This window comes from Delftia sp. WSY_22 (assembly GCF_043104185.1).
Lineage (GTDB): Bacteria > Pseudomonadota > Gammaproteobacteria > Burkholderiales > Burkholderiaceae_C > Comamonas > Comamonas tsuruhatensis.
This window is the reverse complement of sequence record NZ_JBICKN010000017.1, coordinates 116698-133159: the sequence shown is the minus strand read 5'-3', so window position 1 is coordinate 133159 and position 16462 is coordinate 116698. Positions and strand designations below refer to the sequence as shown.

Annotated in this window: 12 protein-coding genes, 2 tRNA genes and 1 pseudogene; 14 read left to right on the top strand and 1 reads right to left on the bottom strand. The window is 62.4% G+C overall.

The genetic code is table 11. The features are described from left to right. The first annotated feature begins 154 nt into the window (after window positions 1–154). The 12 genes and pseudogenes from ACF8NF_RS09240 (at window position 155) to ACF8NF_RS09185 (ending at window position 11910) form a co-directional block, all read left to right on the top strand. Window positions 155–1363, top strand: coding sequence for a DUF3631 domain-containing protein (locus ACF8NF_RS09240; protein ID WP_392450483.1), 1209 nt, complete (start codon window positions 155–157; stop codon window positions 1361–1363). 285 nt (window positions 1364–1648) lie between these two features. After that, window positions 1649–2821, top strand: coding sequence for a tyrosine-type recombinase/integrase (locus ACF8NF_RS09235; RefSeq protein WP_392450482.1), 1173 nt, complete (start codon window positions 1649–1651; stop codon window positions 2819–2821). Window positions 2822–3063: 242 nt separating this feature from the next. Next, window positions 3064–3294: pseudogene (locus tag ACF8NF_RS09230) on the top strand (isocitrate lyase); the annotation flags it as partial. A 301-nt stretch (window positions 3295–3595) separates the two neighbouring features. Continuing rightward, window positions 3596–5527, top strand: a complete 1932-nt coding sequence (thrS, locus tag ACF8NF_RS09225; RefSeq protein WP_016448317.1) for a threonine--tRNA ligase — start codon at window positions 3596–3598, stop codon at window positions 5525–5527. Between the two features lie 81 nt (window positions 5528–5608). After that, on the top strand, window positions 5609–6229 hold the full coding sequence (infC, locus tag ACF8NF_RS09220) for a translation initiation factor IF-3 (RefSeq protein WP_074923479.1): 621 nt from the start codon (window positions 5609–5611) through the stop codon (window positions 6227–6229). A 203-nt stretch (window positions 6230–6432) separates the two neighbouring features. After that, a complete protein-coding gene (gene rpmI, locus ACF8NF_RS09215; RefSeq protein WP_012206413.1) occupies window positions 6433–6636 on the top strand; it encodes a 50S ribosomal protein L35 in 204 nt (67 codons plus the stop codon). Window positions 6637–6662: 26 nt separating this feature from the next. Beyond that, window positions 6663–7022 carry a 50S ribosomal protein L20 gene (gene rplT / locus ACF8NF_RS09210; protein WP_012206412.1) on the top strand — a complete coding sequence of 120 codons (360 nt, stop codon included), beginning with the start codon at window positions 6663–6665 and terminating at the stop codon, window positions 7020–7022. Between the two features lie 110 nt (window positions 7023–7132). Then, a complete protein-coding gene (gene pheS / locus ACF8NF_RS09205; protein WP_012206411.1) occupies window positions 7133–8185 on the top strand; it encodes a phenylalanine--tRNA ligase subunit alpha in 1053 nt (350 codons plus the stop codon). Window positions 8186–8397: 212 nt separating this feature from the next. Continuing rightward, a complete protein-coding gene (gene pheT / locus ACF8NF_RS09200) occupies window positions 8398–10845 on the top strand; it encodes a phenylalanine--tRNA ligase subunit beta (RefSeq protein WP_017406031.1) in 2448 nt (815 codons plus the stop codon). A 33-nt stretch (window positions 10846–10878) separates the two neighbouring features. Continuing rightward, complete coding sequence (locus ACF8NF_RS09195) at window positions 10879–11211, top strand: integration host factor subunit alpha (protein ID WP_016448314.1); 333 nt, start codon at window positions 10879–10881, stop codon at window positions 11209–11211. Window positions 11212–11392: 181 nt separating this feature from the next. After that, window positions 11393–11803, top strand: coding sequence for a MerR family transcriptional regulator (locus ACF8NF_RS09190; RefSeq protein ID WP_016453295.1), 411 nt, complete (start codon window positions 11393–11395; stop codon window positions 11801–11803). Window positions 11804–11833: 30 nt separating this feature from the next. After that, window positions 11834–11910 (top strand) — tRNA-Pro (locus tag ACF8NF_RS09185). A gap of 100 nt (window positions 11911–12010) precedes the next feature. Here the strand turns inward: ACF8NF_RS09185 and ACF8NF_RS09180 are convergent. Then, window positions 12011–13009, bottom strand: coding sequence for a LysR substrate-binding domain-containing protein (locus ACF8NF_RS09180; protein ID WP_392450481.1), 999 nt, complete (start codon window positions 13007–13009; stop codon window positions 12011–12013). 53 nt (window positions 13010–13062) lie between these two features. On the opposite strand from ACF8NF_RS09180, the gene ACF8NF_RS09175 reads away from it, so the two are divergent. Next, the gene (locus tag ACF8NF_RS09175) at window positions 13063–16122 is read left to right on the top strand and encodes an FAD-binding and (Fe-S)-binding domain-containing protein (protein WP_392450480.1); all 3060 of its coding nucleotides are present in this window, start codon (window positions 13063–13065) and stop codon (window positions 16120–16122) included. Window positions 16123–16230: 108 nt separating this feature from the next. Continuing rightward, a tRNA-Pro gene (locus ACF8NF_RS09170) sits at window positions 16231–16307 on the top strand. The last annotated feature ends 155 nt before the right edge of the window (window positions 16308–16462 follow it).

The window sequence follows — 16462 nt, the reverse complement described above, 5'->3', positions numbered from 1 at the left end:
GGGAATCATGGCGGGTTAAGTGGCATGGGTTGCGAGGTTTGTATTTAGAATTCAGTCCTGGATAGCTGCCTGCACGCAGCGAACCACGGATTGGCCAATCCATCTTCTCAACCGCGTAATTTCAAAGCAACCGAAAAATTTCAAAGGATGGATCATGAAAAATAAGCCTATGAGTTCAACTTCTTCGATCATTTCAAAGAGCCTGGACGCAAATAATGTCGAGCCGTTTGAAGGTGCGATCGATTGCGATATGCTGATGACTGAAATTATGCGTGCCATTAAAAATCACGTGATCATATCGGATCATGATGCCTTGATTGTGGGGTTATGGTCTATTAATACATGGTGCTATAGGGATTTTCAGCGTTGCCCTCTGTTGCTGATTAATGCCCCAGAGAAAGAATGTGGCAAAACTCAGCTTCTGAAGATGGTGGAGAAATTGGTCTTTAAGCCGATGGAAACGGCAAACATTACTTTGGCAGCTCTATTCAGATTGATCACTAAATACGCGCCAACGTTGCTTATTGACGAGGCAGACACATTTATGGAGGGAAAAACAGACTTTGCCGGGGTGATGAACAAAGGATACGAGAAGGGAGGATTTGTTGTACGGGTAGAGACTGTGGGTAAAGAGCTTACCGAGTGTGTGTACAAAGTTTATGGCCCTAAAGTCATGGCCGGAATCATGCTTGAGCGGCACTTGGCGAGCGCCACAATGAGTCGAGGTATCCAGATTCCCATGAGGCGCAAGACCAAGGGCGACAATGTTCAGCGCTTGCGTTCTGCCGATCCAGAGGTTTTTAGAGGCCTGCGTTCTCGTATTCTAAAATTTGTTATAGATAACAAGGACGCCTTGGCGAAAGGCTGGGATGAGATGCCGCAGGAGCTCAGCGATCGCCAGCAAGATAATTGGGAGCCATTGCTTGCGATTGCACATTGCTTGGGCGAGGAGTGGTATCGCAAAGCGTGCGAGGCAGCCCTGAAAAACTGTGAAGAAACAGCGCCACCTAAGTCATCTTCCAACCAACTTCTGGAGGACATCCGCGAGGTATTGTCTGGCTATACGGACAAATACATTCCGTCGGTGGATCTGTTGCAAAAGCTCCATGAAGATGATGATATGGGGTGGGATACCTACAATCATGGTAAACCTCTCGCAGCGCGTCAGCTGGCAAAGTTCATGAGTGCCTATGGAATAAAAACCAAGACTGTGCGCATGAATGCGAACTACACGCCCAAGGGCTATGAGGTGCGTGATTTTGCTGATGCCTTTGCGCGGTATCTGCCAGAGTTGCCAAGTGAGCTGCCCCCGGAGGAAGAGAAGCCTTTGCGTACTGGAAAGCCGCCGATTCCAGAGTTCTGAAATAGTGATCGGGGGCCCCGCCACAGTGAAAGGTGGTGGCCTCACTTGTGAAACCAGTGGTGGCCGTTGCCTCTAGTTTTCAAGTGATTTTTCCTAAGCCGATGATTTTGATCATCGTCGATTCCTGCGGTGATGGTCTCTGCGCGACTGTTCCGCATCTTTGTTAACCCATTTTCTTGTTAATAGCCACGCCCATGTGGAGAGGCGTTCGTGCGTCTATTGCTTTGACGCCGATCTCCATGGGCGCGGTTCTTTATCAATCAACTTCATGAAAGGAGAGGCTGTATGCCCATTGTCAAACTCAGTGCGCAGTTCGTGCGTGAAGCGGTTTGCCCGCCCGGAAAATCCAAGGTGGACTATTACGACAGTGCACTCAAAGGGTTCATTCTGGAGGCTCGACCTTCAGGGGGTAAAACCTTTTACCTGCGCTATCACGATAGCCACGGCAAGCTGCGCCAATGCAAGATCGGTGGTGCTGCTGCGGTCAGCTACGACAAGGCCCGGCAGAAGGCCATGCGGTTGCGCTCGGAGGTGGAGCTGGGCGGCAACCCTCTGAAGGAGCGCCAAGCCTTGCGTGCGGTGCCGACCTTGGCCGAGTTCATCCGCGATACCTATGTGCCGCACATCCACCTGCACCGGAGGAATTTTCAGTCCACGCTGAGCTTCATCAAGTGCCATGTCCTGCCGCGCTTTGGAGCCAAGCACCTGGACGAAATCACGACCAACATGCTGGCCGAGGCTCACCAGGATCTGCGCACGAAGGGCTACGCGTTGGCTCATGCCAACAAGATACCCATCCTGTTCAAGATCATGTTCAATCTGGCGAGGAAGAAAGGCATCCCGGGAAGTGAGTCCAACCCCGCCGAAGGTGTGGTGCTGTTCAACCCGAACAACGCGAAGGAGCGGTATCTCAGCGCGGCTGAGACCCAGCGCCTGCACGAGGTCTTGTCCCGGTGTGGTTCCCCCCAGTTGAAGAGCATCGTTGCTCTTTTGCTGCTGCTCGGATGCCGCAAGCGTGAGCTGCTGGATGCACGTTGGGAAGACGTTGATCTGGAGCGGCGCAACTGGCGCATTCCTCTGTCCAAGAGCGGGAAAGCCCGAAGCATTCCGATCTCTGACAGGGCTCTGGAGGTGTTGCGAGGGCTGCCACGTTGGAGCGGATGCCCTTATGTGATTCCCAACCCGGATACCAAGCGGCCGTTTGGCAACCTGTTCTATCTCTGGGACAAGGTCCGCAAGGAGGCGGGGATCGCAGACCTGCGGATGCATGACCTGCGCCACACGTTCGCGAGCAATCTGGTGAACTCGGGGCAATCCATCTATGTGGTGAGCAAACTTCTTGGCCACTCGCAGATCAAGACCACGGCGCGCTACAGCCACTTGGCAGACGAGACGCTGATGTCTGCTGTGGACGCTGCAGCCAAAGTGGTGGACACAAGTTGGAGACCCAGCGCCTAAAAACTGCCTAAAATTTAGGCAAAAAGGGCGCGCCCCGCACGCGATCACCTGCCCATCGTATGGGGCTGGGAGGAGCGTGGGGGCTGGGCTACCCCACCATCGGTAGGGCAAGGGTGCAACAGTTGATCAACCGACAACGGGTCACTTTGGCAGCTTGGGTCATGGTTGGGTGGGTGCGAAAAGCAGGCGCGAAAAATGGAAAAATCCGTTGTAAATCTGACACTTACAGTATTGCTGGCGGGTTCAACACCTTCAAGTTTGCCCACGCCTACGCCAACGGCGAAGGCATGAAGCACTACGTGAACATGGTGCAGGAGCCCGAATTCGCAGCCCGCGAACAAGGCTACACCTTCGTGTCGCACCAGCAGGAAGTGGGTGCAGGCTACTTCGACGACGTGACCACGGTGATCCAGGGCGGCTCGTCCAGCGTCAAGGCGCTGACCGGCTCCACGGAAGAGGAGCAGTTCCACTGAAGCGCGGCTTCGGTGAGTGCAACTTCAGGTAGATAGGGGTGAGAAAGCGTCCGGGGCCTTGTGCTTCGGGCGCTTTTTCTTTGCTGAGGTTAAAATGCAAGGAGTTTTCAACTGACAAGGGCGAGAAAGGCATCATGGTTATGACACCGCGAACTACATCGGAGATGTACACCGGCCGCTAGCGGCTGGCGGTTCGCGCCTGCACGAGATTCACTCGACCCCAACAAAGCGCGGACCCGGCTCCGCGCTTTTTTGCTTTTGGGGGATGGCGCACCCCCTGAGAAATATTTTTAGGAATCCCATGATCCACATTACGCTTCCCGATGGTTCGCAACGCGAGTATCCCGGTCCGGTCACCGTGGCCGAAGTGGCTGCATCGATAGGCACGGGCCTTGCCAAGGCTGCACTGGCTGGCAAGGTTGGCACGGGCGACGACGCCAAGGTGGTGGACACCAGCTTTGTGATCGACAAGGACATGCCCCTGTCCATCGTGACGGCCAAGGATGCAGATGGCCTGGACGTGATCCGTCATTCGACGGCCCACTTGCTGGCCTATGCCGTCAAGGATCTGTTTCCTGACGCCCAGGTCACCATCGGCCCCGTCATCGAGAACGGCTTCTACTACGACTTCTCGTACAAGCGTCCTTTCACGCCCGAGGATCTGGTCGCCATCGAAAAACGCATGGCCGAGCTGGCTGCCAAGGACGAGCCCGTGGTGCGCCGCGTGCTGCCGCGCGACGAGGCCGTGGCCTACTTCAAGGGCATGGGCGAGAACTACAAGGCCGAGATCATCGCCAGCATCCCCTCGAACGAGGATGTGAGCCTGTACCGCGAAGGCGGTTTCGAGGATCTGTGCCGCGGCCCGCACGTGCCGAGCACCGGCAAGCTCAAGTTCTTCAAGCTGATGAAGGTGGCTGGCGCCTACTGGCGCGGTGACCATCGCAACGAGATGCTGCAGCGCGTGTACGGCACGGCCTGGGCTACCAAGGACGACCTGCAGCAGTACCTGCACATGCTGGAGGAGGCCGAAAAGCGCGACCACCGCAAGCTGGGCCGTGAACTGGATCTGTTCCACATCGACGAGCATTCGCCAGGCACCGTGTTCTGGCATCCGAAGGGTTGGGCTTTGTGGCAAGAGGTCGAGCAGTACATGCGCCGCGTGTACCGGGACAACGGCTACCAGGAGGTCAAGGGTCCGCAGATCCTGGACAAGACCCTGTGGGAGAAGACCGGCCACTGGGACAAGTACCGCGAGAACATGTTCACGACCGAGTCGGAAAAGCGCGACTACGCGCTCAAGCCGATGAACTGCCCCGGCCACATCCTGATCTTCAAGCAGGGCATCAAGAGCTACCGCGACCTGCCGCTGCGCTACGGCGAGTTCGGCCAGTGCCACCGCAACGAGCCCACGGGCGGCCTGCACGGCATCATGCGCGTGCGCGGCTTCACGCAGGATGACGGCCACGTCTTCTGCACCGAAGACCAGATCCAGCCCGAGGTGCTGGCCTTCACCACGCTGCTGCAAAAGGTCTACGCGGACTTCGGTTTCAGCGACATCATCTACAAGGTCGCCACGCGCCCCGAGGCGCGCATCGGCTCCGATGAAAGCTGGGACAAGGCGGAGGCCGCGCTGATCAACAGCCTGGAGGCTTCGGGCTGCGAGTACGTGATCTCGCCCGGCGATGGCGCGTTCTACGGTCCCAAGATCGAGTACACGCTCAAGGACGCCATCGGTCGCCAGTGGCAGTGCGGCACCATCCAGGTCGACTTCTCCATGCCCGAGCGCCTGGATGCGGAATACGTGGGTGAAGACGGCGATCGCCATCGCCCCGTGATGCTGCACCGCGCCATCGTCGGCAGCCTTGAGCGTTTCATCGGCATCCTCATCGAGCAGCATGCCGGTGCCATGCCGACATGGCTGGCTCCTGTTCAGGCGGCCGTGCTCAATATCACTGACGCGCAGGCGGACTATGTGCGGGAAGTCGCGCAAAAGCTGCAAAAAGCATTTCCGAATCAAGGCCTTAGGGTGGCGACAGATCTGCGCAACGAAAAGATTACGTATAAAATACGGGAGCATTCGTTGCAAAAGCTGCCTTACATCCTTGTTGCAGGCGACAAGGAAAAGGCCGCTGGTGCAGTGGCAGTGCGCGCACGGGGCAACAAGGACCTCGGAGTGATGTCGGTCGACGCGTTCATTGAACTCGTGGCCAAGGACATCGCGGCGAAGGCCTGACGGAGCATCTCCAAAGGCGTTAGCCGTTTGGCGTGTACTGCACACAAGCGGCTACGCTGTTGTAGCAACTTAAATCCAAGGGTGAGAACCATAGCTACTGAATTTCGTGATCGGCGCCACCGTGAAGAGCGCAAGCATCGTCTCAACCGTGAAATCATGGCGCCTGAAGTGCGTCTGTCCGGCCCGGAGAACGAGCCGCTGGGCATCGTGCCTCTGCAGGAAGCGCTGCGCATGGCGGGCGAGTTGGACGTGGACCTGGTGGAAATCGCCGCCACGGCCACTCCGCCTGTCTGCCGGTTGATGGACTATGGCAAGTTCAAGTACCTTGAACAGAAGAAGGCTGCCGAAGCCAAGGCCAAGCAGACCGTCATCGAAATCAAGGAAGTGAAATTCCGCCCAGGTACCGACGACGGCGACTACAACATCAAGCTGCGCAACATTCGCCGATTCCTGGCCGATGGTGACAAGTGCAAGATCACGCTGCGTTTCCGCGGCCGTGAAATCACGCACCAGCAGATCGGTCTGGACCTGCTGAACCGTCTGCGTGACGATCTGGCGGATTCCATCCAGGTGGAGCAGTTCCCCAAGCTGGAAGGCCGCCAGATGGTGATGATGATCGCCCCTGCGCGCAAGAAGCCCACCACCGGTGGCAAACCGCAAGCAGAGGTTTCTGCTGCACCTGCGGTGGCTGATAAGGCATAATCGCGGTTTCGCCCTTCGCTGAGGGGCGACAGAATTTGCAGGCCTTGCGCGAGTCGATTGCGCGGGGCGTGCGATGCAAGGGACATGGTTTCCATGTCCCTTGTTCTTGCCGGCCTCCGGGCTGGCACAGAAGTGTCTCGGGGCCAGCAAGTGCGCGCAGTGTTGCGAGCCGCCTCACGAGCACAAACAACAGGAGCATTCAAATGCCCAAAATGAAGACCAAGAGCAGCGCGAAGAAGCGTTTTCGCGTTCGTCCCGGTGGCACCGTCAAGCGCGGTCAAGCCTTCAAGCGTCACATCTTGACCAAGAAGACCACCAAGAACAAGCGTCACCTGCGTGGTGCAGTGTCTGTGCATGAGACCAACATGGGCTCGATCGCACAAATGCTGCCGATGGCTGGCCTGTAATTCACTGACGAACAAGGAGAAAACACATGCCTCGCGTCAAACGTGGTGTAACGGCCCGCGCCCGTCACAAAAAAGTTCTGGCCCTTTCCAAGGGTTTCCGCGGCCGCCGCGGCAATGTCTTCCGCATCGCCAAGCAGGCGGTGATGAAGGCTGGGCAATATGCCTACCGTGACCGCCGTGCCAAGAAGCGCGTGTTCCGCCGTCTGTGGATCGCCCGTATCAACGCCGCTGCACGTGAACTGGGCCTGACCTACAGCCAGTTCGCCAACGGCCTGAAGAAGGCAGCCATCGAGATCGACCGCAAGATGCTGGCCGATATCGCGGTGCACGACAAGGCTGCTTTCAGCAGCATCGTTGATCAAGTCAAGGCCAAGCTGGCTGCTTGAGATAACGGTCTGTGGCCATCCTCGTGATGGCTTGCAGCGCAAACAGCAAGGGCTAGGGCTTGAAAAGGCTGCTAGCCCTTGTTTCTTTTCACAGTCGATAAAGAGTCGATATGAACGAGTTGGATTCTCTGGTCGAAAGCGCGCAGCAATTGTTCGCGCAGGCACAAACCCCCGCTGATCTGGAAAACGCCAAGGCGCAGTTTCTGGGCAAGTCGGGCAAGGTGACCGAGCTCATGAAGGGCATGGCGCAGCTTTCCGTCGAAGAGAAGAAGTCGCGCGGAGCCGCCATCAACGTGGCCAAGCAAGGCATCGAGGCCGCGCTGACCGCGCGCCGCAAGGCCCTGGCCGATGCCGAGCTGCAGGCCCACCTGAAGGCCGAGGTGCTGGATGTGACCTTGCCGGGCCGTCGCCGTGGCCAGGGCGGCCTGCACCCCGTGTCGCTGACGCTGGAGCGCATCGAGGGCATCTTCGGCTCCATGGGCTTCGATGTGGCCGAGGGCCCCGAGATCGAGTCCGACTGGTTCAACTTCACGGCGCTGAACACGCCCGAAGACCATCCCGCCCGTTCCATGCACGACACCTTCTACGTGGAAGGCGGCACGGAACAGGCCCCCAATCTGCTGCGCACGCACACCAGCCCCATGCAGGTGCGCCATGCCGTGCAGCACGTCAAGAAATACCGTGAGCGGCTGGACGCCGGCCAGGGCATGCCCGAGATCCGCGTGATCGCGCCGGGCCGCACCTACCGCGTGGACAGCGATGCCACGCACTCGCCCATGTTCCACCAGTGCGAAGGCCTGTGGATCGGCGAGAACGTCAGCTTCAAGGATCTGAAGGTGGTCTTCACCGACTTCTGCAAGACCTTCTTCGAGAGCGACGACCTGGTGCTGCGCTTCCGTCCCAGCTTCTTCCCCTTCACCGAGCCCAGCGCCGAGATCGATATCCAGTTCCAGAGCGGCCCGCTGGCCGGCCGCTGGCTGGAGGTGGCTGGCTCCGGCCAGGTGCACCCCAACGTGGTGCGCAACATGGGGCTGGATCCTGAGAAGTACATCGGCTTTGCCTTTGGCATGGGTCCTGACCGCCTGACCATGCTGCGCTATGGCGTCAACGATCTGCGTCTGTTTTTTGACGGCGATATCCGCTTCCTGTCGCAATTCCGTTAGAAATGGACCGCCCCCTGAGGCGCTGCGCGCCATCCCCCTGGGAGGGGGATGACGCCCTCGCCGCGAGGCGGCTCTTGCTCGGCGTCTCCGGCCTGAACCACGCCAGTCGCATGGTCAGGCTGTTCGGGGGCTTGGAATGAGAGTCGTCAATACGTTCATGGGGTCCGCCAGCGCCGCGGCGCGCGGACCGAACCAACGCCAAAGAGTCTGATATGCAATTTCCCGAATCCTGGCTGCGCGAGTTCTGCAATCCGCCGCTGACCACCCAAGAGCTGGCCGACACCCTGACCATGGCCGGCCTGGAGGTGGAGGAGCTGGAGCCCGTGGCACCGCCGTTCACCAAGATTGTCGTCGGCGAGATCAAGGCTGCCGAGCAGCATCCCAATGCCGATCGCCTGCGCGTGTGCCAGGTCGATGTGGGCGGGCCCGAGCTGCTGACCATCGTCTGCGGCGCGCCCAATGCGCGCGTGGGCATCCGCGTGCCTTGCGCCACGGTTGGGGCCGAGCTGCCACCCGGTGAAGACGGCAAGCCCTTCCTCATCAAGATCGGCAAGCTGCGCGGCGTGGAGAGCTTCGGCATGCTGTGCTCGGCGCGCGAACTCAAGCTGTCCGAGGACCATGGCGGCCTGATGGAGCTGCCGCTGGACGCGCCCCTGGGCCAGAACATCCGCGAATACCTGAACCTGGATGACACCCTGTTCACGCTCAAGCTCACGCCCAACCTGGCGCATTGCCTGAGCGTCTATGGCGTGGCGCGCGAAGTGGCTGCGCTGACCGGTGCGCCGCTCAAGCCCCAGTCGTTCACGCCTGCTGCGGTGGGTGTGCAGGACAGGCTGGCCGTGAAGATCGAGGCGCCCGACCTGTGCGGTCGCTTCTCGGGCCGCGTGGTGCGCAACGTCAACACCCAGGCGAAGACGCCGCAGTGGATGGTCGATCGCCTGGCGCGCTGCGGCCAGCGCAGCGTGGCGCCGCTGGTGGACATCTCCAACTATGTGATGTTCGAGCTGGGCCGCCCCTCCCACATCTTTGACCTGGACAAGATCCACGGCGGCCTGCAGGTGCGCTGGGGCAAGGAAGGCGAGCAGCTCAAGCTGCTCAACGGCAATACCGTCACCGTCGATGGACAGGTGGGCGTGATCGCCGATGAGCGCGAAGTCGAATCGCTGGCCGGCATCATGGGCGGCGACGCCACGGCCGTGTCCGACGACACGCGCCACATCTACATCGAGGCGGCCTTCTGGTGGCCCAAGTCGATTGCCGGCCGTTCGCGCCGCTACAACTTCTCCACCGATGCGGGCCACCGCTTCGAGCGCGGCGTCGATCCCGAGCTGACCGTCGAGCACATCGAGCGCATCACGGAACTGGTGCTGCAGATCTGCGGCACGCCCGAGACCGTCTGCGGCCCCATCGACGACCAGAAGTCCAACATGCCCCAGCCCAAGCCCGTCACGCTGCGCGTGGCGCGTGCGGCCAAGGTCATCGGCATGCCGCTCACGCAGCAGCAGTGCCACGATGCGCTGGCCGGCCTGGGCCTGCCGGTGGAGCAGGGCGACGGCGTGCTCACCGTCACGCCGCCCAGCTTCCGCTTCGATATCAACATCGAGGAAGACCTGATCGAGGAAGTGGCGCGCATGGTGGGTTACGAGAACCTGCCCACGAGCAAGCCGCTGGCGCCCATTGCGCCCAAGCTGCGCGCCGAGAACCGCCGCAGCCAGTTCGCCGTTCGCCGCGCGCTGGCCGATCTGGGCTACCAGGAAACCATCAACTTCAGCTTTGTGGAAGCCGCGTGGGAGAAGGATCTGGCCGGCAACGCCAATCCCATCCAGCTGCTCAACCCCATCGCAAGCCAGCTCAGCGTGATGCGCTCCAGCCTCATCGGCTCGCTCATGCAGGTGCTCAAGTTCAATGCCGACCGCAAGGCCGAGCGCGTGCGCGTGTTCGAGCTGGGCCGTGTCTTCCTCAAGGATGACAGCGTTGTTGACAGCGACACCACGGTCAAGGGCTTCTACCAGCCCATGCGCGTGGCGGGCCTGGCCTGGGGAGCTGCCGAGCAGCTGCAATGGGCTCGTGGCGAGACCAAGGTCGACTTCTACGACGTCAAGGGCGATGTCGAGGCGCTGCTGGCGCCGCGCAAGCCCGTGTTCGAGCCGGCCGAGCATCCGGCCATGCACCCGGGCCGCTGCGCACGCGTGCTGCTCGATGGCCAGTCCATCGGCTTCATCGGCGAGCTGCATCCCCAGTGGCGCCAGCAATGGGATCTGGCCCAGGCGCCCGTGCTGTTCGAGCTGGAGCTCGATGCCGTGCTGGCGCGCGAGGTGCCGGTGTTCAAGCCCGTGGCCAAGCACCAGGCCGTGGAGCGCGACATTGCCGTGGTCGTGAACGAAAAGACCACGCATGCCCAGCTCATGCAGGCGGTGGAGGCTGCCCAGACCGGCGGCTTGCTGCGCTCTGCCGTGCTGTTCGATGTGTTCCGTCCCAAGGCGCTCAAGGCCGGCGAGACAGCGGCGCCGGGCGCGCTGGCGCAGGACGAAAAGAGCCTGGCCGTGCGCCTGACGCTGGGCCATGACGACAGCTCGCTGACGGATGTGCAGATCGAGCAGGCCGTGCAGGCCGTGCTCGAGCAGCTGCAGCAGCGTCTGGGTGCGCGCCTGCGCGCATGATGGAGGGTGCATGCCGTGAAAGGAGATCCTGTGATGGAACTGGCGGTGGAAAGTCTTGATTCGCCTGCGCTGACCAAGGCGCAGCTGGCGGATCTGCTGTTCGACGAGATCGGCCTGAACAAGCGCGAATCCAAGGAAATGGTGGATGCGTTCTTCGAGCTGGTCTCGCAAAGCCTGGTGTCGGGCGAGGATGTGAAGCTGTCGGGCTTCGGCAACTTCCAGATCCGCACCAAGGCGCCGCGTCCGGGGCGCAATCCGCGCACGGGCGAGGCCATTCCGATCGAGGCGCGCCGCGTCGTGACCTTCCATGCGAGCAGCAAGCTCAAGGAGCAGATCCAGGAAGGCACATCGGGCTCCCAGGCCTGAGGAAAGCCTGCCCGGGCCTGCATGGCCAGCTGTCGCCAGCCTGTCTGCCTCGCGGTGGATGGGCTGTTTTTACGACAGGGTGCTGGCCTGCAGGCGAGCTGTGCAGTAGGCTCGGCCTTCTTCCCGGATCGGCGTCCGCGCGCCAGCGGCATTGCACATCCTGACTTCATCCACATTTGCCATGGCTTCACTTCTGCCCCAGATTCCCGCCAAGCGCTACTTCACCATCGGTGAGGTCGCGGATCTGTGCGACGTCAAGCCGCATGTGCTGCGCTACTGGGAGCAGGAGTTCACGCAGCTGCGCCCCATGAAGCGGCGCGGCAACCGCCGGTACTACCAGCACCACGAAGTGCTGATGATCCGGCGCATCCGCGAGCTGCTGTACGAACAGGGCTTCACCATCAACGGTGCGCGCAACCGCCTGCGCGAAGCCTCGGGGTCTGCCGTGGTTCCCGCGCTGCAGGCCGGTGTCGCGGTGTCGGCGCCGGCTGCCGCGCCGCTGCTCGGTGGCGATGCCGCGGCCAGCGTTCCGCTGGAGCCGGAGGCCGTGCGCGAGGAGCTTTTGCAGATTCGTGCGCTGCTTTCTATTTGAGAGCAAAAAGCTGTATATAATTGAATTCTTCGGCGTGTAGCGCAGCCTGGTAGCGCACTTGCATGGGGTGCAAGGGGTCGCGAGTTCGAATCCCGCCACGCCGACCATAAATGAATACGGACCACAGCTTCTGGCTGTGGTCCGTTTTTCTTTGTGCCATCGCCAACTGCTACCAACCGCTGAAGGGGAGCGGCCGTTGCGCGGGAATCAACCCTGGGCGCAGGTCTCAAGCAGCCATTGCCGGAAGGCTGCCAGCGCCGGCAGTGTCGCGTTCCTCTCGGGATAGACCAGGTAGTAGCTGCGCTGGCTGGGGATGGCGTCTCCCACCACGTGCAGCTCACCGCGCGCTATCTCCTCTTCCACCAGTACCCGTGGCACCAGGCCCACGCCCATTCCTGCCAGCACGGCCTGTATCAGGTGCGAGGTCAGCTCGAAGCTCGGCCCTATCCGCATCTGCCGGTGATCGAGCCGATAGTGCGTGAACCACTCGCTCCAGGCCTGCCGGTTGCTGGCCACCGTGAGCAGCACCTGCTGGCCCGCCCAGTCCGGCGAGGCTGCTGCCTGCCCGGCCTGCTGCAGCGCCTGCGGGCTGGTCACCGCCACCAGAAACTCGTGGTACAGGCGATGCGCGGTCAGCCCGGGCCAGTCTCCCGTGCCCACGGTGATGGCGGCGTCTATCTCTGCGCTGTCGAAATCGATATCGCCGATGCGCGAGTGGATGTGCATCGTCACCCCGGGCTGCGCCTGGTAGAAGCCATGCAGGTGCGGCAGCAGCCATTTGGAGCCGAAGGTGGGCAGGGTGGCCAGATTGAGGGTGCCACCGCCGGACTGGCGTGACATGGCCTGCAGGGTGGCGCTGCGTATGCGGCCCAGCGCGGCGCCCAGGTCGATGAAGTAGCGGCGCCCCACATCAGTCAGGCGCACCGTGCGGCCCTCGCGGCGGAACAGGCTGATGCCCAGCTGCGCCTCCAGTGTCTGCACCTGCCGGCTGATGGCGCTCTGGCTGAGCGACAGCTCCTCGGCCGCTCGCGCATAGCTTTCGTGGCGCGCGGCCGCCTCGAAGACCAGCAGCAGGGACATGGAGGGCGTCAGGCGTCGGTAATTCATGAGTTTTATGCAGTGTTCGCGGCCGCAATTTTCGTTTGTTCCAGAGGAAGAGTGTAGAGATACTTGCGGCCATGGTCGGCCTGAAATCGTGTATTGCATGCATGGGTTTCCTGGGCTGATCGCCAGCAACAAATCTCCCCACCTTGCCTTCCATGTCGATTGCCCCACTGCCCCACGCCAGCGCCCCCGTGCCTGCCCAATACCTTGAGTTTCTTGAAGCGTTGAAGGCCGCCGGCTTCGAGGGCGACGTGGACACGGACCATGCCAGCCGCACCGTGCTGGCCACGGACAACTCCATCTACCAGCGCATGCCGCAGGCGGCCATCTACCCGTGTCACGCCGAGGATGTGGCCAGGGCGGCGCAGGTGCTGGCGCGGCCTGAGTTCCGCGATGTGGTGCTGACACCGCGCGGCGGCGGCACGGGCACGAACGGGCAGTCGCTCACGCATGGCGTGACCATGGACTTGTCGCGGCACATGAACGGTATCCTCGAAATCAATGCCGAGCAGCGCTGGGTGCGCGTGCAGGCCGGCGTGGTCAAGGACCAGCTCAACGCCGCGCTCAAGCCATACGGACTGTTCTTTGCGCCCGAGCTGTCCACCTCCAACCGCGCCACCATCGGCGGCATGATCAACACCGATGCCAGCGGGCAGGGCAGCTGCACCTATGGCAAGACGCGCGACCACGTGCTGGCGCTGGACTTCGTGCTGCTGGGCGGCGAGCGCCTGCACAGCGCGCCGCTGGATGCCGAGGCGCTGGAGCGCATGTGCGCCGATTCGGGGCGCATCGGCAAGGTGCACCGCACGGCGCGGCGCATCAGCGAGGACCAGGCGGAGTTGATCGAGGCCAGATTCCCCAAGCTCAACCGTTGCCTCACCGGCTATGACCTGGCCCATCTGCGCGACGGCGACGGGCGCTTCAACCTCAACAGCGTGCTGTGCGGCGCCGAGGGCTCGCTGGGTTTCGTGGTGGAGGCGCGGCTCAACGTGCTGCCCATTCCCCGCTATTCGGTGCTGGTCAACGTGCGCTACGCGGGCTTCATGGACGCGCTGCGCGATGCGCGCGCGCTGATGGCACACCGGCCGCTGTCCATCGAGACGGTGGATTCCAAAGTGCTGTTGCTGGCCATGAAGGACTTCGTCTGGAGCAGCGTGGCCGAGTACTTCCCGCAGGACGGCCAGCGCCCCACGCTGGGCATCAACCTGGTGGAATTCAGCGGCGACGATCCGCAGGAGGTCGACGGCCGTGTGCAGGCCTTCATCGCGCACCTGGGCGCGGATACCTCCGTGGAGCGGCTGGGCCATACGCTGGCGGCGGGCAATGCAGCGGTCCACCGCGTCTATGCCATGCGCAAGCGCGCCGTGGGCCTGCTGGGCAACGTGGCGGGCGAGGCGCGGCCCCAGCCCTTTGTCGAAGACACGGCCGTGCCGCCCGAGAACCTGCCCGAGTTCATTGCCGAGTTCCGCGCGCTGCTGGACAGCCACGGCCTGCAGTACGGCATGTTCGGCCACGTCGATGCCGGCGTGCTGCATGTGCGCCCCATCCTGGACATGAAGAACCCCGTGGACGCCGCCCTGGTGCGCCCCATCTCCGACGCGGTGGCCGAACTCACGCAGCGCCATGGCGGCCTGCTGTGGGGCGAGCACGGAAAGGGCCTGCGCTCCGAATATGTGCCGGCCTTCTTCGGCGAGCTGTATCCCTCGCTGCAGCAGCTCAAGGCCGCCTTCGACCCGCACAACCAGCTCAACCCTGGCAAGATCGCCACGCCGCCGGCCAGCAAGACCTTGCTGCTCAAGGTGGACGGCGTCACCACGCGCGGCGAGCTGGACCGGCAGATCGACGAGCGCGTATGGCAAAGCTATGGCGCGGCCATGCACTGCAACGGCAATGGCGCCTGCTACAACTTCGACCCGGACGACGCCATGTGCCCGTCCTGGAAGGCCACGCGCCAGCGCGTGCATTCGCCCAAGGGCCGGGCCTCGCTGATGCGCGAATGGCTGCGCCTGCAGGGGCAGGCTGGCGTGAACGTGCTGGAGGTCGCGCGGCGGCCCCAGCCCTTCCTGTCCAGCCTGGCCGCGCGCTGGCGCAACAGCCGCGCGGCGCGCCGCGGCGAGGCCGATTTCTCGCACGAGGTCTATGACGCCATGGCCGGCTGCCTGGCCTGCAAGTCCTGCGCCGGGCAGTGCCCCGTCAAGGTCAACGTGCCCGAGTTCCGCTCGCGCTTTCTGGAGCTGTACCACCGCCGCTACCTGCGGCCCGTGCGCGACTACCTGATCGGCTCGCTGGAATTCACCATGCCGTGGCTGGCGCGCATGCCCGCGCTCTACAACGGGGTGATGGGCTCGCCATGGATGCGCGATGTGCTCAGCCGGCGCATCGGCATGGTCGACGGTCCGCTGCTGAGCCGGCTGGACCTGGCAGCCACCTTGCGGCAATGGAAAGTGCGCGCGGCCGATGCGCAGGCGCTGGCCGCGCTTTCGCCCGAGCAGCGCGCGCGCAGCGTGGTCATCGTGCAGGACAGCTTCACCCGCTACTTCGAGACCGGCCAGCTGCAGGTGCTGATCGAGCTGGCGGCGCGCCTGGGGTTCCAGGTCTGGCTGGCGCCGCTGCTGCCCAATGGCAAGCCGCTGCATGGGCAGGGATTCATGGGCGCCTTTGCCAAGGCGGCCATCCGCAATGCCGCACAGCTGGCGCAACTGGCTCAGCCCGGTGTGACGCTGGTGGGGCTGGACCCGGCCATGACGCTGGCCTATCGGCAGGAATACCTCAAGGTGCCGGGTATGGGCGAGGTGCCCAAGGTGGCGCTGCCCCAGGAATGGCTGCAGCAGGCGCTGCCCGAGGCGCGCACGAACGAGGGCAGTGCAGGCACTGCGTACCGCCTGCTGCCCCATTGCACCGAAAAGACCAACGCGCCCGACAGCGGCAAGCAGTGGGCACAGCTCTTCGAGCGACGGGGCCTGCGCCTGAGCGTGGAGGCCACGGGCTGCTGCGGCATGTCGGGCACCTACGGGCATGAGGCGCGCAACCTCGAAACCTCCAAGACCATCTATGCCCAGTCATGGGCCCGGCAGATCGAAGGCAAGCAGGAGCTGGGCGAGCCGCTGGCCACCGGTTACTCCTGCCGCAGCCAGGTCAAGCGCCTGTCCGCACGGCAGCTGCGCCATCCGCTGGAGGCCTTGCTGGACCATGTGCGCGCCACGCATCTGGGGTGAGAAGATGCGGGGGGCTGATCGTCGCCATTTCAGGAATTTGCAGACATTTTTGAAAAATCTCTGCGTTTTCCCTGAAGGCCCGTTTTTAGTCCCTATAATTCAATGCTTCGGCGTGTAGCGCAGCCTGGTAGCGCACTTGCATGGGGTGCAAGGGGTCGCGAGTTCGAATCCCGCCACGCCGACCACAACGCAAAGCTCCTGACGGAAACGTCAGGAGCTTTTTGCTTTGTACGTTCGATTTTGCGCGCGATTGTGCCTTGCGGCGAAGGGCGGGTGCAGTTCCGCCAGGCGGCTCCCTCGCGGATGGCGATGGCCGCCAGCGCAGAAAACTCCATGCACC